The sequence below is a fragment of the Paraburkholderia sp. UCT2 genome, assembly GCF_014397665.1.
Lineage (GTDB): Bacteria > Pseudomonadota > Gammaproteobacteria > Burkholderiales > Burkholderiaceae > Paraburkholderia > Paraburkholderia tuberum.
On sequence record NZ_VZQO01000028.1, the window covers coordinates 25,300 to 45,477 of the forward strand.

Here is a 20,178-nt window from a genome sequence, read left to right on the forward strand (position 1 = left end):
AAACGGACAGCCTCAGGATGTGAGCTGTCCGTTTTTCATTTACCCGCGCGTGCCGCGCATCACGACGGTGATACCAGCTTGAAGTCGACCGGCGAGCCGAGGTCGAAATGCTGCTTCGGATTCGGATCGAGCAGCCCCGTCTGCGGATCGCGCTTGAACACATAGACCGTGTCGCTCAGCTGATTGCCGACGATCAGCCAGTTGCCGGTCGGATCGATGGTGAACTCGCGCGGCGATTTGCCGAGGCTCGACTGCCGGCCGATCTGCTTCAGGTGTCCAGTGGCGGGATCGACCGAGAAGATCACGATCTCGTTCGCGTCGCCGCGATTGGACGCATACACGAAGCGTCCGTCCGGCGACATATGGATTGCCGCCGCGCCCACCTTCCCCTTGAAGTCAGGCTCGCTCAATGGCAGCGTCTGCACGAGTTTCAGCCTGCCGTCGTGGTAGTCGAACGTGCTGACGGTCGCCGCGAGTTCGCTCGTCAGATACGCGTGCTTGCCGTCCGCGCCAAAGATCAGATGGCGCGGACCCGTGCCGGCCTTCTGCTGCGTGTAGCCCCAGTCCGTCGCGATGAATGGACCCGCGCCGGCGCTGCTCTGCGGCGCGTAGCGGTACGAGTACAGCTTGTCGGCGCCGAGGTCCTGCGCGAACAGATAGCGGCCGTCAGGCGAGAACACGGTCGAATGCACGTGCGAGTTGTCCTGCCGCCCTTTCACCGGACCGCCGCCCTCGTGATGCACGGTCTGCACCGAGGTGCCGACCTGGCCGTTCGCCTGCAGCGGAAACACCGCGAAACTGCCGCCCGGATCGGGCGCGACCGAATAGTTCGCGCTCAGCAGATACTTGCCGTCCACCGAGATGCTCAGATAGCACGGATCATTGCCGTCCGACGACACCTTGTTCAGAAACGTCAGCTGCCCGCGCGCGGCATCGAAGCCGAACGCGCTGATGCCGCCGCGCTGCGTGGCCGGGCCGTTGTCGCCGGGCAGTTCGTTGACCGAATAGACGAAGCGGCGGTCGCGGCTCACGACCAGAAACGACGGATTGACCGTCTGCGCGACCGACACCTGGGTCGCCGCGCCCGTCTTCGTATCGAAGCGAAAGACGTAGATGCCCTCGCTCTTGCCGCTGGTGTAAGTACCGACCAGCATCGTATAGACGCCGTCCGCGGGGACCGGGCCAGAATCTTGCGCATACGCGTGCGAAGCAACAATCGAAACCATGAGCGCGAAACCCCTTATTATCGAACGGGCGGCCCGCAACGGCGCTGGCCGCGTTGCGCGCCGGGCGGTGCTTTCCGCCGTGCAATCCGCGGCAGATGGAGCGGCGCGGTCAGCGCCACGCGGACGGGAACCCTGAAATGCAACACCGGCAAGAACAGAAGTAAAAACGGAAGTCGGAACTGGGCGCACGGCAACACGCCCGACGGCACGGCGACTGTGAAGCATGAGACCTCCTCGACATCGGTTGTCTGGTACGGGCTCGCGTATGAGCCGGGGTACGAGCGGTTGTAACGGTGTCTGGTCTGCCGCGCCGCGAATCGAGCGTCGTTCCACGTTGTTGTTGTCGAAGTCAGTATAAGAGCGTCAGGTCGGATCATGCAGTGAATCCATCGCTGCGGCACGGTCTGCGCCAGCGGCTTGGGTCCCGCGCGGCGGGACGTTTTTCAATCGTTTTCTCAATCGCGCATCACGCGTCTCAACCACGGAGTCTCCATGAACGTCACTCTCAGCCTGGGCCCGCTCGTTTCGCTGATCGCCGGCATCCTGATCCTGATCATGCCGCGCCTGTTGAACTACATCGTCGCGCTTTACCTGATCATCATCGGCATCATCGGGATCTTCGGCGTGGGCTCGTCGCATCTGTGAGCGACAGGCGCCGCGACGCCGGGCGTGAGATTTGCGTCCGGTATCGAGGTGGTTTCGCACGAAGGGAAGGTTCGCTGGGTGCCAGCGCCACTCGCCCGTGTGAGAGCTCGGCAAATGTCACGCCGTGATATATGCGGGAAGCGGGCATCGCGCGCAAGATGGACGCGCGCGACCGCCCGCGCCACGTGAACGATCGACCTGACGCGACGCGGCGTGAAGATACGGATAGGAAATGCGAAGGCGCGGTACGAAGGGATGTGGCGGATGGCCGGCGCGGATACGCCAGGAACCTGCGCTACGAACGCTCGGCCCTACCGCTCAACCGTTCGCCAGCTGTTCGAGCCGCAGGCGCCCCTGCAACGACAGCGCGCCGACCGCATAATGATCGGCATCCTGCTGATAGCGCCGGAAGCAGGCCCGCTCGACCAGGAAGGAGGCGGCAGCCAGCATGCCGTTGCGGCTCAGGCCGAGCCGGCCATGATCGAGTGGCAACATGGAGTCGCCGGCAAGCTGGCTGGCGGCCGAGAGAATCGTGATGCAATCGGATTTCGAAGGGTTCAGCATGGCTTTCGTCCTCGGAAACGGCGTCTGCAACCGCCATGAGCAAGGCCGATTCGCAGTCCGGCAGGTCGCCGGACATCGGCATGAAATTTGATTGTATGCATGGATTTGACAATTTTCCAACCCGCGTTTTACCGCACTGTGCGGTGAACCAAACACTGCCGATCGTGGTCCGGTAAGAACACCCACTCGAAGCGCGGCTGCTGTCGCCGTCCGTAATAACGACTCGTTTTCCGACACGCTTTCCATGCCTGCACACATCGAAGACTACGCACTCATCGGCGATGGCCATACCGCCGCGCTCATCTCCCGCGAGGGTTCCGTCGACTGGCTCTGCTGGCCGCGTTTCGACTCGGGCGCCTGCTTCGCCGCGCTGCTCGGCTCGCCCGACAACGGCCGTTGGCTGCTCGCCCCCGCCACCGAGGGCGAGCACGGCGCGCCGACCATCACGCGGCGCTATCGCGGCGAAACGCTGATCCTCGAAACCGACTTCGAAACGCCCGACGGCGCCGTCACGCTGATCGATTTCATGCCGCCCGGCAACGGCTGGTCGGAGCTGATCCGCATCGTCGTCGGCAAGCGCGGCACCGTGCGCATGAAGATGGAACTCGTGCTGCGCTTCGACTACGGTTTCTCGATTCCGTGGGTCGACAAGCTCAAGCACGACAGCGGCATCAAGGCGATCGTCGGCCCCGACAACGCGGTGCTGCGCACGCCGGTCGAACTGCATGGCGAAGACATGAAGACCGTCGCGGAATTCACGGTAACCGAGGGCGAGCGCGTGCCGTTCTCGCTCGCGTACGCGGCGTCGCATCTGCGCATTCCGCCCGCGCGCGATCCGCACACGTCGCTCGCGCGCACCGAGAACCACTGGCTCGAATGGGCGGCGCGCGGCACCGTAGAAGGACGCTGGGCCGGGCCGATCCGCCGCTCGTTGATCACGCTGCGCGCGCTCGCCTACGAGCCGACCGGCGGCATCGTCGCGGCGCCCACCACGTCGCTGCCCGAGCGGCTCGGCGGCACGCGCAACTGGGACTACCGCTACTGCTGGCTGCGCGACGCGACCATCACGCTGCTCGCGATGATGCGCGGCGGCTACTACGACGAAGCGCGCGCCTGGCGCAGCTGGCTCGGCCGCGTGATGGCGGGCGCGCCGGACCAGTTGCAGATCATGTACGGCATCGGCGGCGAGCGGCGCCTGCCCGAATCCGAAATCGACTGGCTGCCCGGCTACGAGGGCGCGAAACCGGTGCGCATCGGCAACAATGCGGTCGGGCAGCGTCAGCTCGACGTCTACGGCGAGGTGATGAACGCGCTGCATCTGGCGCGCGTCGGCGGCCTGCAGGCGGACGTCACCGCGTGGAGCGTGCAGCGCGCGCTGCTCGAGCACCTGAGCACGATCTGGCGCGAACCCGACGAAGGCATCTGGGAGACGCGCGGCGGCCCCGAGCATTTCACGTTCTCGAAGGTGATGGCGTGGGTCGCGTTCGACCGCGCGATCCGCTCGGCCGAAATGTTCAAGCTCGACGGCCCCCTCGACGAATGGCGCGCGACGCGTGACACGATCCACGCCGAGGTCTGCGAGAAGGCGTGGAATCCGCAGCTCAACGCGTTCTCGCAGTACTACGGCAGCGATCAGCTCGACGCGAGCGTGCTGCTGATGCCGCTGGTCGCCTTCCTGCCGCCGCAGGATCCGCGCATCAAGGGCACGGTCGAGGCGATCGAGCGGGACCTGATGCACGGCGGCTTCGTGCTGCGCTACCGCACCACGGAATACGACGACGGCTTGCCACCGGGGGAAGGCACCTTTCTTGCATGTTCGTTCTGGATGGTGGATAACCTTGCGCTGCAGGGACGCGTGCAGGAGGCAACCGAGATGTACGAGCGGCTGCTCGCGCTGTGCAACGACGTCGGCCTGCTGTCCGAGGAGTACGACCCGGTCGATAAACGTCTCGTCGGCAATTTTCCGCAGGCGTTCTCCCACGTGGCGCTCGTGAACACCGGACTGAACCTGATGAAGCACGAGCAGGAGATGGCGCAGGCGACCGGCCATCCGGCGCATAACGGCATCCGCGCGATGGAGCTTGAGGATCAGGCAAGCCCTGATAGCGGCGGAGCAGCATCGCCATTAGCATGACGCAGTGACAATTTGCGTACACTGAATGCGAATATTGTTGCATTGCACAAATTTGCCTTGTTCGATATTATCGATCTGACTGTCGGCCGACAATAATGTGCCTACAACCACAATGGCCCGCCGCAACGCCTCACGCGTGTTTGCGAAGCCCCATGCGAACCGCTTAAAACGGAGCAAACATGCTCTATCAATTTCATGAATTCCAGCGGGCGATGTTGAGCCCCCTCACCGCCTGGGCTCAGGCCGCATCGAAATCATTTGCGAATCCGGCCAGTCCGCTAGCCTATGTGCCGGGCGCCACGCGCCTTTCCGCCGGCTACGAACTGCTTTACCGGCTCGGCAAGGACTACGAAAAGCCCGAGTTCAATATTCACCAGATTGTCAAAGACGGCCATAACATTCCGATCGTCGAGCAGACGTTCATCGAAAAGCCGTTCTGCCGTCTGATGCGCTTCAAGCGCTTCGCGGACGACAGCGAAGCTGTCAGCCAACTGAAAGACGAACCGGTCGTGCTCGTCTGCGCACCGTTGTCAGGACACCACGCCACACTGCTACGCGATACCGTGCGCACGTTGCTGCAAGACCACAAGGTCTACATCACCGACTGGCTCGACGCGCGCATGGTGCCGCTAGAAGCCGGCTGGTTCGGTCTGAACGACTACATCGCGTATATCCAGGAATTCATTCGCCATATCGGCGCGAAGAATCTGCACGTGATCTCGGTGTGCCAGCCGACCGTGCCGGTGCTCGCCGCCATTTCGCTGATGGCGAGCCGCGGCGAGGACACGCCGCGCACGATGACGATGATGGGCGGCCCGATCGACGCACGAAAGAGCCCGACCTCGGTCAATTCGCTGGCCACGCAGCACTCGTACGAGTGGTTCGAGAACAACGTGATCTTCACGGTGCCGCCGAACTATCCCGGCGCGGGCCGCAAGGTCTATCCCGGCTTCCTGCAGCACACCGGTTTCGTCGCGATGAATCCGGAGCGTCACGCGGCGTCGCACTGGGATTTCTACCAGAGCCTGCTGCGCGGCGACGAGGACGACGCCGAAGCGCACCGCCGGTTCTACGACGAGTACAACGCGGTGCTCGACATGGATGCCGATTATTACCTCGACACGATCCGCGTCGTGTTCCAGGAGTTCCGTCTTGCCGAGGGCACGTGGGTCGTCAACGGCGAACCGGTGCGGCCGCAGGACATCACGACGACCGCGCTGTTTACGATCGAAGGTGAACTCGACGACATTTCGGGCGACGGCCAGACTTACGCGGCGCACGACCTGTGCAGCGGCATTCCGGCGAAGAACAAGCGTCACTTCACTGCGGAGAAATGCGGCCACTACGGCATTTTCTCGGGCCGCCGCTGGCGCACGATCATTTACCCGCAATTGCGCGACTTCATTCTCGAGCACAACAAGGCAGCAAAAACGGCGAAAGAAAAAGTCGAAGCCTGAGCATCAAACTTGCATTAGCATATAAAAAGCCAACGGTCCCGTTCGAGGCCGTTGGCTTTTTTATCGCGCTTTGTTCGTGATACTGATTTTTTGCCGCGGCCATGATCACCGCGGCAGTGCCCGTTACTTTCTCAACAAATACGCGAGCAGCAGTTCGGTATTCATCTGAATCACCTCGCTGCGCTCGGCAGCGCTGCTGAAATCGCGGCCGAGCGTCGCCTCGAGCGTGAAACGGTTCGACACGATGTAGTAGCCCATGCCCGAGAGCGTCACGTAAAAGCGCAGCGGGTCGATGTTCGTGCGAAACAGCCCCGCGCGCTGCCCACGTTCGAGAATGCCGCCGAGCGTGGCGACGATCGGCGAAATCATTTCGCGTATGCGCGTGGACTTCTGCATATAGCGTGCTTCATGCAGATTCTCGTTGTTGATGAGCCTCAACAACTCGGGATGATCGCGGTAGTAGTCCCACACGAAATGCGCGAGACGCGTAACCGCCTCGACCGGCGCGATTCCGTTGAGTTCGAGCGTGCGTTCCGCTTCGTTGAGCGCGCTGAACGCGTGCTCGAGTACCGCGGTGAATAGCTGCTCCTTGCTACCGAAGTAGTAATAGAGCATTCGTTCATTGGTTTCCGCGCGGCGAGCGATCTGATCGACCCGCGCGCCGAACAGCCCTCCATTTGCAAACTCTTCCGCCGCCGCGAGCAAGATGCGGCGCCTCGTGCCTTCAGGATCTCTTTTGATTTTCGGCTGATTCATGGTGGCATCGTCTTCGTGAGCCGCGTTCTCCGGATCGCGCCGCCGGCCTCTCCTCGAGCCTTTTTGTGGCGGCGTTTAGCGGGCGCGTCGTGGTTGGGAAACACACCCTTTTCTGCGGTCTTTCGAATGAAGCGCTTCGATTATGGCACATGGATTGCGAATGGCAATCCGGGAAATCGGCGATAATGTGCTATTTAGTTCAGGTCGTGCGATCGCACGGCAAACCCCCGCGCCGCAACCGTGACAGACGTCAAAACACTCGCGGATCGCATCGAAGATCTGCTGCCCCAAACGCAATGCACGAAGTGCGGTTATCCCGCATGCCGTCCGTATGCCGAAGCCGTCGCCAATGGCGAGGCGAACTATAACCAGTGCCCGCCCGGCGGCGCCGAGGGCATCGCGCGCCTCGCCGCGCTGCTCGGCAAACCGGTGATTCCGCTCAATTCGGCCAATGGCGTCGAACGTCCGCGTCCGTTGGCGGTTATCGACGAACAGGTGTGCATCGGCTGCACGCTGTGCATGCAGGCGTGTCCGGTCGACGCGATAGTTGGCGCACCGAAACAGATGCACACCGTGGTCGCCGAGCTATGCACCGGCTGCGACCTGTGCGTGCCGCCCTGCCCGGTCGACTGCATCACGATGCTCCCCGTGACCGGCGAGGCCACCGGCTGGGATGCATGGAGCCAAAGCCACGCGGACGCGGCGCGGGCGCGTCATAACCGCCACGAGACCCGTCTCGCGCGCGAGCGCGACGCCGCCGAAGCGCGCGCCGCGGCGCGGCGAGCCGCAAGCGCGCCGCCGGCTGCGCCGGACGCGGTTGCGGCAAGCGGCGCGACAGTGCCGTCCGAGGTTCCCGCCGCCCCGATTGCCGACGACGCGGAAGCGAAGAAACGCGCGATCATCCAGGCCGCGCTCGAACGCGCGCGCAAGAAGAAGGAAGACTTGGCCGCGAAAGGCGAGGGACCGCTGAACACCGAGAACGTCAGCGCCGACGTGCAGGCACAGATCGACGCCGCCGAAGCGCGCCGCCGCCGTCTCGGTCTTGCCAGCGGTGGCGACACGCCCGGCTCGGAGCAGCAGTCCGACGAGTCAAATGAGTCAAACGAGTCCAATCCGCCGTGCAACTCGCCGCCAACCACGCGCTGACCATGCCGACGCAACCCGGCCCACTCACACGGACCCGCTCCGCATGAACGCGAACAAACGCCGCGCGATCTACGAAACGCTTCAGAGCCTCAATCCGCATCCGACCACCGAGCTCGAGTACACGACGCCGTTCGAACTGCTGATCGCGGTGCTGTTGTCGGCGCAGGCGACCGACGTGTCGGTCAACAAGGCGATGCGCAGGATGTTTCCGGTCGCGAACACGCCGCAGAAGGTGTTCGACCTCGGCGAGGAAGGCGTCGCGAGCTATATCAGGACGATCGGTCTGTATCGCACGAAGGCGAAGAACGTGATCGCGACCTGCCGCATTCTGCTCGACCAGTATGGCGGCGAGGTGCCCGAGGATCGCGAGGCACTCGAAGGGCTGCCCGGTGTCGGCCGCAAAACGGCCAACGTGATCCTGAACACCGCATTCGGCCATTCGACCATCGCGGTCGACACGCACATTTTCCGCGTCGCCAACCGCACCGGCCTCGCGCCCGGCAAGGACGTGCGCGCGGTCGAAGCGGCACTCGAAAAATTCACGCCCGCCGAATTCAGGCAGGATGCGCACCACTGGCTGATCCTGCATGGACGCTACGTGTGCAAGGCGCGCCGCCCCGAATGCTGGCATTGCGCGATCGAGCCGCTGTGCGAGTTCCGGCCGAAGACCCCGCCACCCGATCTATAAGGCCGGCCCAGCTCGAAACCCGAGGCCGTGCAGCGCGCCTGCAGCCCACGCGGCCGCCGCGTAAAATAGTGCCTTACGCGCAGCGCGCACTGCGGACCCGCACCGTCGCGCTCCGCGCCCCCACTCCCACGCACCGATTCCACGATGTTCAATCCCAGCCGCGACGAAGTTCGCCTCTTTTTCACCGACACCTGGCGCAAACAGCGCCAGGGCGAGATTTTGACGCCGCTCGAGGCGATCGCCGCCGACTGGATCGTCGAGCATCCCGAATATCACGCCGATCTCGCCGATGGTCCCGCCGCCCAGGCGCAGGACTATTCGCCGGAGCGCGGCCAGACCAATCCGTTCCTGCACCTGTCGATGCACCTGGCGATCTCCGAGCAGTTGTCGATCGATCAGCCGCCCGGCATTCGAGCCGCGCATGAGCGGCTCGCCGCGCGCCTCGGTTCTACCCACGAGGCGCAGCACGCGATCATGGACTGCCTCGGCGAAACCATCTGGGAAGCGCAGCGCACCGGCACGCCGCCGGACACGGACGCGTATCTGCAGCGCATCGAACGGCGCGCGACGCGCGACTGAGCCGACTGGAAACTCCGGCGCGGCACGACGCCAGCACGCCGAGGTACGACGCCCTCAAAGCAAAACACCCCGCCAAGGCGGGGTGTTTTGCTTTTGAAGCTTCGGCGCGAAACCGGCGCCCGACGCTTACTTCTTCTGCACGAGATCGCCTGGCAGCGATTCGATGTAAGCGGCGATGTCCTTCATGTCGCCTAGCGACAGGCTCTGCACCTGTGCCTGCATGATCGCGTTGTTGCGGCCGAGGTGTGGATTGCCAGTACCCATCTGGTACTGACGCAGCGCCCAGTAGACATAGTCGGCGTACTGACCGGCCAGCTTCGGATACTCCGGGCTCACCGGCTTGTTCAGGTTGGGACCGTGGCAGGCCGCGCAGTTGTGGCTGTCGGCGAGCACCTTACCCTTGCCGGCGTCGGCCGCGTGGGCTGCGTTCGCTGCGGCCAGACCGATGACCGCCGCCGCGCCGACCGCCTTGAATACCGTGTGGAGTGCCTGTTGGGGCTTGATCATGAAATCTCCTATCCCGCGAATTGGATGTGCTGGTGACCGACGCCGATCACTTGTCGGGATTGTTTTTCGAAGCGGCAGTTTGCGCTGCGTAGTACGCGGCGACATCGGCAATGTCCTGATCCGACAGCGTCACCGCGATCGCGTGCATCGTGGCGAAATGGCGGTCGCCCTTCTTGTAGGCGCGCAGCGCGTTTTCGAGGTACGCCTGATTCTGGCCACCGAGCTTCGGCACGCGGAAAACCTCTGGATAAGCCGTGCGGTATTCAGGGATGCCGTGGCAGCCGATACACATCGCGACCTTGTCCTGGCCCGCCTTGGCGTTGCCTACGACATCCGCTGCCTGCGCATTGGCCGCATACCCCGCGAGCACCGACAGCGCTACGATCACGACGTGTTTGCCGACGAATTTATTCATAGATGTAACCTGGCTTGAGGGGAAACGGGTGCCCACAAAGGCAGCGGTCCGCGCCGTTCTTCTTGTAGGGCAGCCGCGCAGGCCAAAAAAATCGGGCTCATTGTACCGCGCCGCCGCGCCGAACGTCCACCAGACACGGGGGCCGCGCAACGCCCGCCGGGACGGTCCCCACGCCATGCCCATGGCGGCTTCGCAACGACGCCACAGCGGCACCGCCGCCGCGTCACTGCGCGGCTGACACCATACGTGAGCCGGTTTCAGACCAACAGGCCTTCTGACTTATACTGGGTTTTTTCCCGCACAAGAGCATCTCGTCATGCGTTTCGAAGGCTCATCGCAGTACGTCGCCACCGACGACCTCAAGCTCGCGGTCAACGCCGCGATGACGCTCAAGCGTCCGCTGCTGATCAAGGGCGAACCCGGCACCGGCAAGACCATGCTCGCCGAGGAAGTCGCCGCCGCGCTCGGCATGCCGCTCTTGCAATGGCACATCAAGTCGACCACCAAGGCACAGCAGGGGTTGTACGAATACGACGCGGTGTCGCGTCTGCGCGATTCGCAGCTCGGCGACGAGCGCGTGAAGGACATCCGCAACTACATCGTCAAGGGCGTGCTGTGGCAGGCGTTCGAATCGGACGAGCAGAGCGTGCTGCTGATCGACGAGGTCGACAAAGCCGACATCGAATTCCCGAACGACCTGCTGCGCGAACTCGACCGCATGGAGTTCTACGTGTACGAGACGCGCGAGCTGGTGCGCGCCAGACATCGCCCGCTCGTGATCATCACGTCGAACAACGAGAAGGAGTTGCCCGACGCGTTCCTGCGCCGCTGCTTCTTCCACTACATCAGGTTTCCGGATGCGACGACGATGCAGCAGATCGTCGACGTGCATTACCCCGGCATCAAGAAGGATCTGCTCGCCGCGGCGCTGCAGAGCTTCTTCGAGCTGCGCAACGTCGCGGGGCTGAAGAAGAAGCCGTCCACCTCCGAACTGCTCGACTGGCTCAAGCTGCTGCTCGCCGAAGACATTCCGCCCGAAGCACTGCGCTCGGCCGATCAGAAGCAGATCGTGCCGCCCCTGCACGGCGCGCTGCTGAAGAACGAACAGGACGTGAGCCTGTTCGAGCGGCTGCTGTTCATGAACCGCAACAACCGTTGAGCGGGCGCCGCGCCGCAGGACATCCAGCATGCTGATCGACTTTTTCTACTCGCTGCGCGCCGCCCGCCTGCCGGTCTCGGTGAAGGAATACCTGACGCTGCTCGAAGCGCTGAAGGCCAACGTGATCGCGCCGTCGCTCGACGAGTTCTACTACCTCTCGCGCATCACGCTCGTCAAGGACGAGCAGTACTTCGACAAGTTCGACCAGGCGTTCGGCGCCTTTTTCAACGGCGTCGCGGCGACCTCTGAGCTCGCGTTCGAGATTCCGCCCGACTGGCTGAAGAAGAAGCTGCAACGCGACCTGTCGCCCGAGGAAAAGGCGCAGATCGAGGCGATGGGCGGCATCGACAAGCTGATGGAGCGCCTGAAGGAACTGTTCGACGAGCAGAAAGAGCGCCACGAGGGCGGCAACAAGTGGATCGGGACGGGCGGCACGTCGCCGTTCGGTCACGGCGGCTATAACCCCGAAGGCGTGCGCATCGGCGGCGACGCGGCCGGCAATCGCACGGCCGTCAAGGTATGGGAAGCGCGCGCGTATCGCGACTACGACGACCAGGTCGAAATCGGCACGCGCAACATCAAGGTCGCGCTGCGACGGTTGCGCCGGTTCGCCCGCGAAGGCGCGGCGGAAGAACTCGATTTGCCCGACACGATCCGCAGCACCGCCGCGAACGCCGGCTGGCTCGATCTGAAGATGGTGCCCGAGCGGCACAACAACGTGAAGGTGCTGATGCTGCTCGACGTCGGCGGCTCGATGGACGATCACGTGAAGCGCACCGAGGAGCTGTTCTCCGCCGCGAAGGCCGAGTTCAAGCACCTCGAGTTCTACTACTTCCACAACTGCGTGTACGACTTCCTGTGGAAGCACAACCGCCGCCGCCACGCCGAGCGCACACCGACGTGGGACGTGCTGCACAAGTTCACGCCCGACTACAAGCTGATCTTCGTCGGCGACGCGACGATGAGCCCGTACGAAGTGTTGCAGCCCGGCGGCTCGGTCGAGTACAACAACGCCGAGGCCGGCGCGGTGTGGTTGCGCCGGCTCGCCGATCACTTCCCGCACTTCGCGTGGCTGAACCCGGAGCCGGAAGCGCTGTGGCCGTACCGGCAGTCGGTCAGCGCGATCCGCGAAGTGCTGGGCCACCGCATGTATCCGCTGACGCTCGCGGGCCTCGAGACGGCCATGCGGGTGCTGAGCAAGTAACGCCCGCCGTTCCAGAATCCACGTCCCGACGCTTCAACTTCCACAACAAGAAAGCCTTCGCATGAGTTCGTCCCCGTCGCCCCAGCTGTCCCCCGCCGCCACGTCGCCCAGGCGCTTCAATCTGCTCGCCGATACGTCGCTGTCGACGATCGTCGCGGGCTTCGTCGCGGCGATGACCGGCTACACGAGCTCGCTCGTGCTGATGTTTCAGGCGGGCCAGGCCGCGCATCTGAGCGACGCGCAGATTTCGTCGTGGATCTGGGCGCTGTCGATCGGCATGGGCCTCTGCACGATCGGCCTGTCGCTGCGCTTTCGCGCGCCGATAGTGATCGCATGGTCGACGCCGGGCGCGGCGCTGCTGGTGTCGTCGCTGCCGCATGTCGAGTATGCGCAGGCGATCGGCGCATTCATCTTCTGCGCGGCGCTGCTGACGCTGGTCGGCGTCACCGGCTGGTTCGACGCGCTGATGAAGCGGATTCCGTCCGGCCTTGCGGCAGCGCTGCTCGCGGGCATCCTGTTCGAGATCGGCATCGAGATTTTCCGTGCCGCGCAGTACCAGACCGCACTCGTGCTGACGATGTTCTTCACCTACCTGATCGTCAAACGGTTCGTGCCGCGTTATGCGATTCCGACCACGCTCGTGGCAGGCACTGCAGCCGCCGGCGGCCTCGGGCTGCTCGACTTCAGCCACTTTCACGTCGCGCTCGCGCACCCGGTGCTGACGATACCGTCGTTTTCAGTGGCGGCTTGCGTGAGCATCGGCATTCCGCTGTTCGTGGTCGCGATGGCCTCGCAGAACGTGCCGGGCATCGCGGTGCTGCGCGCCGACGGCTATACGACCCCGTCCGCGCCGCTGATCGCGACGACCGGCGTCGCGTCGCTGCTACTCGCGCCGTTTGGCTCGCACGGCATCAATCTTGCCGCGATCACGGCGGCGATCTGCACCGGCCCCGAAGCGCACGAAAACCCCGCCAGGCGCTACACAGCGGCCGTATGGGGCGGCATTTTCTATCTGCTCGCGGGCGTGTTTGGCGCGACGATCGCCGCGCTGTTCGCGGCGTTCCCGAAGGAGTTGGTCGTGTCGGTCGCGGCGCTCGCGCTGTTCGGCTCGATCATGAGCGGGCTCGCCAACGCGATGCAGGATATGAGGCAGCGGGAGGCGGCGCTCGTCACGTTCATGGTGACCGCCTCGGGGCTCACACTGCTATCGATCGGCTCGGCGTTCTGGGGGCTCGTCGCCGGCGTGGTGACGCAAGTCGTGCTGAACGCGCGGCGCGTGTGAACGGATCGCCACGCCCGGCTGTCCATACCCGGTGTTCATACCGTCCTCGGCGATCCGCCATAGAATAGATGTATCCGGCAGCGTTTCCCAAGCCATCGTGGGACGCGCTGCGGCTTGACCCGCGGCCGCCGGCGCCGGCTGATTCCTCCTGCCGGCGCGGCGGCGTCCTCATTTCTCCTGAACCATGGCGCACACGCGCCCTGAAGGCCCGAACATGACAACCGCACTCGACCAACTCAAGCAATACACCACCGTGGTGGCCGACACCGGCGACTTCCAGCAGCTCGCGCAGTACAAGCCGCGCGATGCGACCACCAATCCGTCGCTGATTCTGAAGGCCGTGCAGAAAGACGACTACCGGCCGCTGCTCGAAAAGACCGTGAAGGCGCATGCGTCGAAGCCGCCCGGCGCGATCATCGACCAGTTGCTGATCGCCTTCGGCACCGAAATCCTGAAGATCATCCCGGGGCGGGTGTCGACCGAAGTCGACGCGCGCCTGTCGTTCGACGTCGAAGGCTCGATCGCGAAAGGCCGCGAGCTGATCGCGCTGTACAAGGAACACGGCATCGAGCGCGACCGCGTGCTGATCAAGCTCGCGTCGACGTGGGAAGGCGTGCGCGCGGCCGAGGCGCTGCAGAAGGAAGGCATCCACTGCAACATGACGCTGCTGTTTTCGCTCGTGCAGGCCGCCGCCGCCGCGGAAGCTGGCGCGCAGTTGGTCTCGCCGTTCGTCGGCCGCATCTACGACTGGTACAAGAAGAACGCCGGCAGCGCATGGGACGAAGTGAAAGACGGCGGCGCCAACGATCCGGGCGTCAAGTCGGTGCGCCGCATCTACGCGTACTACAAGAAGTTCGGCTACAAGACCGAGGTGATGGGCGCGAGCTTTCGCACGACCTCGCAGATTCTGGAACTGGCCGGCTGCGATCTGTTGACGATCAGCCCCGACCTGCTGCAGAAACTGCACGAGAGCACCGACAAGGTCGAACGCAAGCTGTCGCCGGAGACATCGCACGACGCGGACATCGAGCGCGTGCCGGTCGACGAGAAGTCGTTCCGCTTCCTCCTCAACGACGAAGCGATGGCGACCGAGAAGCTCTCCGAAGGCATCCGCACGTTCGCCGCGGACGCGGTGAAGCTGGAAAAGCTGATCGACACGCTGCGCTGAGGCGCCGGAGGCCGCGGGCGTGGCCGGCTGAGTGACGCTCACGCTCGCCGCGCGGCTCCGCGCCAATGCGATCCATGACAGGCGGCGCTGGACCTCACGGTTCAGCGCCGCTTTTCGTTTACGCTGCGTCGCCACCGGCGACATAGCGTCACAATCGACGCGCCGCCACCGACTACAATCGACTTCACGCCTCTCCCCACCGCCGCTGGCGAGGAACGACGGCGGCCGCCCAACGCCTGACCATGGAGACGATCATGTACGTTCAGCCCTATGTGTTCTTCAACGGCCGTTGCCAGGAAGCGCTCGATTACTACACCGACAAGCTCGGCGCCCAGGTGACCTTCAAGATGCTGTTCAAGGAAGCGCCGCCGGACGCGCATAATCCGCCACGCCCCGAACTCGCCGACAAGATCATGCACGCGAGCGTGCAGTTGGGCTCGAGCACGTGGATGGCTTCCGACGGCAACTGCGATCCGGCGGCCGGCCCGTTCAATGGCTTCAGTCTGTCGCTGACCGTCGATGACGGCGCGTCGGCGGAAAAATGCTTCAACGCGCTCGCCGATGACGGCCAGGTCGTGATGCCGTTCCAGCAAACGTTCTGGAGCAAGGGCTTCGGAATGGTGGTGGACCGCTTCGGCATGATGTGGATGGTCACGCTGCCGCCGCAGGTTTGAGGCTTAGGGGCAGGCCAGCTCTAGCACCTACCTACCACGCGTCGCCCGCTCGTGCCGCTCGATGTTCCAGTTCGGCTCGGTCTCCAGCAATAGCGCGCGCAACCGGTCTACCTGCTCCGCGAGCCGCTGACCGAGCCAGTACGGCCCTTGCCAGTCGGGCGGCAACGCGGTGGTCACGTCGCCGTGCCCCTTTGCGGGCGGCGCCGCGGCCGGAATGCCAAAGCGCGACGGACGGCCAAAACGCAGCCCGCGCGCGGTGGACAACAGGATCGCCCGCACGGCGCGCACCTCGGCGCCGCAATGCGCTGCATAGGCGGTGCGCGCGGCGGCATCGGCGTTCATCAGCGGCCCCGTGGCAAGCAGTTCCAGCGAGCTGAGCACCGAGCGATGCAGCCGCTGGATCTCCTCGAGCCTCGACTGCGGCACGTCGATTTCCTTCGCGACCGACGGCATCAGCGAGCGCAGTTGCACGAGCCGCTTGTTGATCCGCAGGAAGCGCTTGATCTGCTCCTCCTCGGTGATCGTTTCGCCGTCGAGCAGCCGCGCGTAGATGCCCGCGCATTCGCGCAGATTGGCGGCGAGGCCGTAGCGCCACGAATACGTCGCGTGCAGCGGAAACGCGAACGAAAACGCCAGCGCGATGACGATACCGATCAGCACGTTCAGCGTGCGCCACAGGCCGACGTCGATCAGATTGTCGCCGTGGCCCGCGACGATGCACATCGTGATGGCGGTCAGGAGCCCGATATAGCCGGACGAGCCGATCGCGAACCACGCGCAGATCGACGCGATGATCGCCTCCAGCACATAGGTGAGCGGCAGCGAACCGATGAAGTGCTGTTGCACGATCAACAGGAGCCCGATCGATGCGCCGAGCAGCGTGCCGGCCGCGCGTTCGGCCGCTTTCTTGCGGATATTGCCGTGATGCTGCAAGCCGCCGATCACGACCAGCAACGTCACCGACGACCAGATGCCGTGCGGAATATCGATGCCGGTCGTCGCGAGAATCGACACCAGCATCGCGAGGCCGACGCGCAGGCTATGCAGTACCTTCGCGTGCCGGTAGCGGTAATACGGCGACGTGACCGCGCGCACCATCCGGCTGAGTGCCGCGCGGCGGGAGATCACGGTGGGAGTATCGGCAGCAGCCATGGCGGCGCGCGGCGAACGCGTGAAAGGACGGTTCCGCTATCCTGCCCTGGAGTGCCCCGCAAACACAAACGCCCGCCAACTTCCGTCGGCGGGCGTTGCGTGTTTCAGAACGTGATTTGCAGCTGGAATCAGCCTTCGACGATGTCCAGGTAGTCCTCCGGATGCGTACGGTCCTCGGCGCGCTGCATGCCCACCGCGCGCACGACCAGGCTCACGACGACCGACACCACCAGGTTCACGACCAGCGACCACACGGCCGCATAGCCCGGAATCGCCATGCCGAACAGATGGATCGTGAAGATCGAGCTCGCGAGGTTCAACGAAATCGCCATCCACGTGCCGGTCGCGATACCTGCCGCCCAGCCGAGCAACAGACCCCGGTAGTCGAGCACGCGCGTGTAGAGACCCAGCACGATCGCCGGCAGCGTCTGGATGATCCAGATCCCGCCGAGCAGTTGCAACTGGATCGCGTACGTGAGCGGCAGACCGAGAATGAACGCCACCGCGCCGACCTTGACGATCAGCGACACCAGCTTCGCGACGTTGGTCTCCTGCTCGTGCGTCATGTTGCGGTTGACGAACTCCTTGTGCACGTTGCGCGTGTACAGATTCGCCGCCGCGATCGACATGATCGCCGCCGGCACCAGCGCGCCGATACCGATCGCCGCGAACGCGACGCCGACGAACCACGACGGGAAGAAGTGCAGGAACAGCGCCGGCACGGCGAAGTTCGGGCCGAAGGCCTTGAAGTACGGCGCGAACTCCGGCATGTCCTTCACGCCGGCCGCGAGCGCCATGAAGCCGAGCAGCGCGAGCAGGCCGAGCACCAGCGAATACGCCGGCAGCAACGCCATGTTGCGGCGGATCGTGTTGCCCGACTTCGACGACAGCACTGCGGTGATCGAGTGCGGATACAGGAACAGCGCGAGCGCCGAACCCACCGCGAGCGTCGCGTACGCGCTATAGCCGTTCAGGCTCGACACGTCCGGCGACTTCAGCAGCAGCTTGGCCGGCGGGACCGCGCCGAAGATATGGCCGAAGCCGCCCAGCTGCGGCGGAATCACGATGATCGCGGCGAAGATCGTCACGTAGATCAGGATGTCCTTGACGACCGCGATCATGGCCGGAGCGCGCAGGCCCGACGTGTACGTGTAGGCCGCGAGGATCGCGAATGCGATGATCAGCGGCAGATCGCCGACGAAGCCGGTCGTGTCGAAACCGAGCGCGCCGATCACCACTTCGATACCGACCAGTTGCAGCGCGATGTACGGCATCGTCGCGACGATGCCGGTCACCGCGACGGCGAGCGCGAGCATGCGGCTGCCGTAGCGGGCCGACACGAAGTCCGCCGAGGTCACGTAGCCGTGCCGCTTCGCAACGCTCCACAGCTTCGGGAACACGACGAACGCGAACGGATAGATCAGGATCGTGTACGGCAGCGCGAAGAAGCCCGTTGCGCCCGCACCGAACACGAGCGCCGGCACCGCGATGAACGTGTAGGCGGTGTACAGGTCGCCGCCGAGCAGGAACCACGTGACGATCGTGCCGAAGCGCCGGCCGCCGAGACCCCACTCTTCGATATGCGCGAGATCGCCGCGCCGCCAGTGGGCCGCGACGAAGCCGAGAATCGTGACGCCGATGAAAAACAGAACGAAGACGAAAGTTGCAATGGGGTTCATCGTTGCGCGCCCCCGTTCGTACGACCCGTATAGCGGGACCTGGTCTTCGAATAGACGAACGCGGTGATGACCGCGCTGATCAGCACCCACAGCAGCTGATACCAGTAGAAGAACGGGAAATCGAACAGCTGCGGCTCGATCCGGTTGTAGGACGGCACCCAGATCATCGCGATCCACGGTAGCAGCAATAGCCAGAGCCAGTGCTTGCTGGCTTTCTTCACGTCGGCGTCGTGAGCCATGACGTCTCCTGTTTCCTATTTAGAATTTATCTGCCCGCGGTCGACGCGAGGTGGAACTCAGCGGGTGGTCGTCCCGCGGTCAGCCACGGGCTCCCCGAAAGCCTCGAAAGAGTATAGGAGTGGCGAACACCCGGTCAAGCAGGGACGACCCGAGGCGCGTCGGCGTCCAACAACGCGACGGAAGCGCCAACGATGCAGTCTGGATGACGTTGCGGCGTAGACGTGAAAAAAATACCGGAAGCAAAGCGGCCGTGCCGACCGCTACGCCGGTACGGCCGCTTCATTCTCCGCGCGCTGATCAGATCGCAAACGATGCGCCCGTCTGCCCCGTCGATTCGCGCAGGCCCTTGATCCATTTGCGCGCCGGCAAGCCGAGCTCGGCTTCGATCAGCTTCGCGCGCGCCTCTAGCGCGGTGAACGGCACGTCGAGCGCGGGGCCCGAGAAGGCGATCGCGATACGGTTGCCGTCGTGCACTTCGGGCAGCGCGACGACGCGACCGTCGAAGGCTTCGTTCAGACGCTTCATGTTTCGCACGAAGCTCGGATGATCGCCGAACAGATTCACCGTGACGATGCCCGCGTCGGTCAGACACGCACGTGCCGCACGGTAAAAGCCGACGCTGTCGAGTACTGGGCCGCGCGCGGTCGCGTCGTAGACGTCGATCTGCAGCGCGCCGATGGTGCCGTGGTTCGCGCTCTCGTTGACGAAGTCCCACGCGTCGCTTTCATGCACGCTCAGACGCGCGTCGTCGGGCGGCAGTTCGAACATCGTGCGCGCGGCCACGACGACCGCCGGATTCAGTTCGACGGCCTCGACCTTCGCGCTCTTCAGGAAGCGGTGCGCGAACTTGGTCAGCGACGCGGCGCCGAGCCCGAGCTGCACGATGCGCTTCGGCGTTTCGAGGAATAGCAGCCAGGCCATCATCTGCTGCGCGTATTCGAGTTCGATGTGATCGGGCTTGCGCAGACGCATCGCGCCTTGCACCCATTCCGTGCCGAAATGCAGGTAGCGCACGCCGCCCTCTTCGGAGAACGTCACCGGTGCGAAGCGCGGCTTGCGCGGCGCTTCGATTTGCGGCGCGTCGTGTGCGTCGTGCTCGACGGTGCCGCTCGCGTTGCGCGTGGATTTGGGCGCCTTTTTGTGGGCCATTTTCTGTTTACCGCCGATGGCTTGGGCGTCGCGGTTACGGAAAGCGCGCGCCTCGGCCGAAGCGCGCTTGATCAGATTCGTCATGTAGGGATGTCGCGCGACAGGCGCAATATTTTTGGTCGAACGAGAGCATAGCATTCGCTGCGGTTCGCTCATTCAAATCGACCGCTCACAAACTGCTTTCAACGAACTCACTTTTGCGGCCGCTGGGTCGCGACCAACCTGCGCCATTACGCCACGCGCAAACGATTCACGGCGCGCTTTATCGCCGTTCTCCGTCACCGTCCGCAGCTTGCAGCGCATTTCCTCCTGGTGCAGCGGCCGGCGAGATCATCTATTCCGAGGGCTACTCGG

At 64.2% G+C, this 20,178-nt stretch carries 20 protein-coding genes; 11 read left to right on the forward strand and 9 right to left on the reverse strand.

Translation table 11 applies throughout. The features are described 5' to 3' along the window. Positions 1-59: 59 nt before the first annotated feature. On the reverse strand, positions 60-1,226 hold the full coding sequence (locus F6X39_RS22350; protein ID WP_187618151.1) for a lactonase family protein: 1,167 nt from the start codon (positions 1,224-1,226) through the stop codon (positions 60-62). 492 nt (positions 1,227-1,718) lie between these two features. Between F6X39_RS22350 and F6X39_RS22355 the strand changes: the two genes are divergently transcribed. Further along, on the forward strand, positions 1,719-1,871 hold the full coding sequence (locus tag F6X39_RS22355; RefSeq protein WP_013088853.1) for a DUF3096 domain-containing protein: 153 nt from the start codon (positions 1,719-1,721) through the stop codon (positions 1,869-1,871). Positions 1,872-2,189: 318 nt separating this feature from the next. Here F6X39_RS22355 and F6X39_RS22360 read toward each other — a convergent pair whose 3' ends face one another. After that, complete coding sequence (locus F6X39_RS22360; RefSeq protein ID WP_090803648.1) at positions 2,190-2,435, reverse strand: hypothetical protein; 246 nt, start codon at positions 2,433-2,435, stop codon at positions 2,190-2,192. Positions 2,436-2,679: 244 nt separating this feature from the next. On the opposite strand from F6X39_RS22360, the gene F6X39_RS22365 reads away from it, so the two are divergent. Both F6X39_RS22365 and F6X39_RS22370 read left to right on the forward strand, forming a co-directional pair. Then, complete coding sequence (locus F6X39_RS22365) at positions 2,680-4,569, forward strand: glycoside hydrolase family 15 protein (RefSeq protein ID WP_187618152.1); 1,890 nt, start codon at positions 2,680-2,682, stop codon at positions 4,567-4,569. Positions 4,570-4,748: 179 nt separating this feature from the next. Further along, positions 4,749-6,026, forward strand: a complete 1,278-nt coding sequence (locus tag F6X39_RS22370; RefSeq protein ID WP_090803645.1) for a polyhydroxyalkanoate depolymerase — start codon at positions 4,749-4,751, stop codon at positions 6,024-6,026. A 123-nt stretch (positions 6,027-6,149) separates the two neighbouring features. On the opposite strand, the gene F6X39_RS22375 is transcribed toward F6X39_RS22370, so the two are convergent. Next, positions 6,150-6,782, reverse strand: a complete 633-nt coding sequence (locus F6X39_RS22375) for a TetR family transcriptional regulator (RefSeq protein WP_013088849.1) — start codon at positions 6,780-6,782, stop codon at positions 6,150-6,152. A 240-nt stretch (positions 6,783-7,022) separates the two neighbouring features. Here F6X39_RS22375 and rsxB point away from each other — a divergent pair, with 240 nt between their 5' ends. From rsxB to F6X39_RS22390, 3 genes are all read left to right on the forward strand, one after another. Next, positions 7,023-7,928 carry an electron transport complex subunit RsxB gene (rsxB, locus tag F6X39_RS22380; RefSeq protein WP_187618153.1) on the forward strand — a complete coding sequence of 302 codons (906 nt, stop codon included), beginning with the start codon at positions 7,023-7,025 and terminating at the stop codon, positions 7,926-7,928. A 43-nt stretch (positions 7,929-7,971) separates the two neighbouring features. Further along, positions 7,972-8,616 carry an endonuclease III gene (nth, locus tag F6X39_RS22385; protein WP_187618154.1) on the forward strand — a complete coding sequence of 215 codons (645 nt, stop codon included), beginning with the start codon at positions 7,972-7,974 and terminating at the stop codon, positions 8,614-8,616. A 144-nt stretch (positions 8,617-8,760) separates the two neighbouring features. After that, positions 8,761-9,195, forward strand: a complete 435-nt coding sequence (locus F6X39_RS22390) for a DUF1841 family protein (protein WP_018419890.1) — start codon at positions 8,761-8,763, stop codon at positions 9,193-9,195. A gap of 126 nt (positions 9,196-9,321) precedes the next feature. Here the strand turns inward: F6X39_RS22390 and F6X39_RS22395 are convergent, their stop codons facing one another. Together F6X39_RS22395 and F6X39_RS22400 are read right to left on the reverse strand one after the other, a co-directional pair. Then, positions 9,322-9,702 carry a c-type cytochrome gene (locus F6X39_RS22395; RefSeq protein ID WP_187618155.1) on the reverse strand — a complete coding sequence of 127 codons (381 nt, stop codon included), beginning with the start codon at positions 9,700-9,702 and terminating at the stop codon, positions 9,322-9,324. Positions 9,703-9,748: 46 nt separating this feature from the next. Beyond that, positions 9,749-10,117 carry a c-type cytochrome gene (locus F6X39_RS22400; protein ID WP_184021535.1) on the reverse strand — a complete coding sequence of 123 codons (369 nt, stop codon included), beginning with the start codon at positions 10,115-10,117 and terminating at the stop codon, positions 9,749-9,751. A 316-nt stretch (positions 10,118-10,433) separates the two neighbouring features. On the opposite strand from F6X39_RS22400, the gene F6X39_RS22405 reads away from it, so the two are divergent. From F6X39_RS22405 to F6X39_RS22425, 5 genes are all read left to right on the forward strand, one after another. Next, a complete protein-coding gene (locus tag F6X39_RS22405; RefSeq protein WP_187618156.1) occupies positions 10,434-11,276 on the forward strand; it encodes an AAA family ATPase in 843 nt (280 codons plus the stop codon). 28 nt (positions 11,277-11,304) lie between these two features. Continuing rightward, the gene (locus F6X39_RS22410) at positions 11,305-12,480 is read left to right on the forward strand and encodes a vWA domain-containing protein (RefSeq protein ID WP_018419886.1); all 1,176 of its coding nucleotides are present in this window, start codon (positions 11,305-11,307) and stop codon (positions 12,478-12,480) included. Between the two features lie 61 nt (positions 12,481-12,541). Further along, positions 12,542-13,762: a benzoate/H(+) symporter BenE family transporter gene (locus F6X39_RS22415; RefSeq protein WP_187618157.1), complete on the forward strand. Its 1,221-nt coding sequence runs from the start codon at positions 12,542-12,544 to the stop codon at positions 13,760-13,762. A 214-nt stretch (positions 13,763-13,976) separates the two neighbouring features. Next, positions 13,977-14,930 carry a transaldolase gene (gene tal, locus F6X39_RS22420; RefSeq protein ID WP_187618158.1) on the forward strand — a complete coding sequence of 318 codons (954 nt, stop codon included), beginning with the start codon at positions 13,977-13,979 and terminating at the stop codon, positions 14,928-14,930. A gap of 254 nt (positions 14,931-15,184) precedes the next feature. Next, the gene (locus F6X39_RS22425) at positions 15,185-15,604 is read left to right on the forward strand and encodes a VOC family protein (RefSeq protein WP_187618159.1); all 420 of its coding nucleotides are present in this window, start codon (positions 15,185-15,187) and stop codon (positions 15,602-15,604) included. 27 nt (positions 15,605-15,631) lie between these two features. Here F6X39_RS22425 and F6X39_RS22430 read toward each other — a convergent pair whose 3' ends face one another. The 4 genes from F6X39_RS22430 to F6X39_RS22445 all read right to left on the reverse strand — a co-directional run bounded on the left by F6X39_RS22430 (position 15,632) and on the right by F6X39_RS22445 (position 19,908). Next, positions 15,632-16,756: an FUSC family protein gene (locus F6X39_RS22430; protein WP_187618160.1), complete on the reverse strand. Its 1,125-nt coding sequence runs from the start codon at positions 16,754-16,756 to the stop codon at positions 15,632-15,634. 128 nt (positions 16,757-16,884) lie between these two features. Beyond that, positions 16,885-18,435: a monocarboxylate uptake permease MctP gene (gene mctP / locus F6X39_RS22435; protein WP_184059461.1), complete on the reverse strand. Its 1,551-nt coding sequence runs from the start codon at positions 18,433-18,435 to the stop codon at positions 16,885-16,887. Continuing rightward, complete coding sequence (locus tag F6X39_RS22440) at positions 18,432-18,674, reverse strand: DUF3311 domain-containing protein (protein ID WP_184059463.1); 243 nt, start codon at positions 18,672-18,674, stop codon at positions 18,432-18,434. Before F6X39_RS22440 ends, mctP begins: the two co-directional genes overlap by 4 nt. Positions 18,675-18,972: 298 nt before the next feature. Beyond that, positions 18,973-19,908 carry a spermidine synthase gene (locus F6X39_RS22445; RefSeq protein ID WP_187618161.1) on the reverse strand — a complete coding sequence of 312 codons (936 nt, stop codon included), beginning with the start codon at positions 19,906-19,908 and terminating at the stop codon, positions 18,973-18,975. Between the last annotated feature and the right edge of the window lie 270 nt (positions 19,909-20,178).

Excerpts from the sequence above, each read along its gene's own strand:
- F6X39_RS22415 (WP_187618157.1), top strand. The coding sequence starts at position 12,542 with ATGAGTTCGTCCCCGTCGCCCCAGCTGTCCCCCGCCGCCACGTCGCCC.
- F6X39_RS22410 (WP_018419886.1), top strand. The coding sequence starts at position 11,305 with ATGCTGATCGACTTTTTCTACTCGCTGCGCGCCGCCCGCCTGCCGGTC.
- F6X39_RS22390 (WP_018419890.1), top strand. The coding sequence starts at position 8,761 with ATGTTCAATCCCAGCCGCGACGAAGTTCGCCTCTTTTTCACCGACACC.
- F6X39_RS22430 (WP_187618160.1), bottom strand. The coding sequence starts at position 16,756 with ATGGCTGCTGCCGATACTCCCACCGTGATCTCCCGCCGCGCGGCACTC.
- F6X39_RS22355 (WP_013088853.1), top strand. The coding sequence starts at position 1,719 with ATGAACGTCACTCTCAGCCTGGGCCCGCTCGTTTCGCTGATCGCCGGC.
- F6X39_RS22365 (WP_187618152.1), top strand. The coding sequence starts at position 2,680 with ATGCCTGCACACATCGAAGACTACGCACTCATCGGCGATGGCCATACC.
- F6X39_RS22425 (WP_187618159.1), top strand. The coding sequence starts at position 15,185 with ATGTACGTTCAGCCCTATGTGTTCTTCAACGGCCGTTGCCAGGAAGCG.
- mctP (WP_184059461.1), bottom strand. The coding sequence starts at position 18,435 with ATGAACCCCATTGCAACTTTCGTCTTCGTTCTGTTTTTCATCGGCGTC.
- F6X39_RS22350 (WP_187618151.1), bottom strand. The coding sequence starts at position 1,226 with ATGGTTTCGATTGTTGCTTCGCACGCGTATGCGCAAGATTCTGGCCCG.
- F6X39_RS22440 (WP_184059463.1), bottom strand. The coding sequence starts at position 18,674 with ATGGCTCACGACGCCGACGTGAAGAAAGCCAGCAAGCACTGGCTCTGG.
- F6X39_RS22405 (WP_187618156.1), top strand. The coding sequence starts at position 10,434 with ATGCGTTTCGAAGGCTCATCGCAGTACGTCGCCACCGACGACCTCAAG.
- nth (WP_187618154.1), top strand. The coding sequence starts at position 7,972 with ATGAACGCGAACAAACGCCGCGCGATCTACGAAACGCTTCAGAGCCTC.
- F6X39_RS22395 (WP_187618155.1), bottom strand. The coding sequence starts at position 9,702 with ATGATCAAGCCCCAACAGGCACTCCACACGGTATTCAAGGCGGTCGGC.
- F6X39_RS22445 (WP_187618161.1), bottom strand. The coding sequence starts at position 19,908 with ATGACGAATCTGATCAAGCGCGCTTCGGCCGAGGCGCGCGCTTTCCGT.
- F6X39_RS22400 (WP_184021535.1), bottom strand. The coding sequence starts at position 10,117 with ATGAATAAATTCGTCGGCAAACACGTCGTGATCGTAGCGCTGTCGGTG.
- F6X39_RS22375 (WP_013088849.1), bottom strand. The coding sequence starts at position 6,782 with ATGAATCAGCCGAAAATCAAAAGAGATCCTGAAGGCACGAGGCGCCGC.
- tal (WP_187618158.1), top strand. The coding sequence starts at position 13,977 with ATGACAACCGCACTCGACCAACTCAAGCAATACACCACCGTGGTGGCC.
- F6X39_RS22360 (WP_090803648.1), bottom strand. The coding sequence starts at position 2,435 with ATGCTGAACCCTTCGAAATCCGATTGCATCACGATTCTCTCGGCCGCC.
- F6X39_RS22370 (WP_090803645.1), top strand. The coding sequence starts at position 4,749 with ATGCTCTATCAATTTCATGAATTCCAGCGGGCGATGTTGAGCCCCCTC.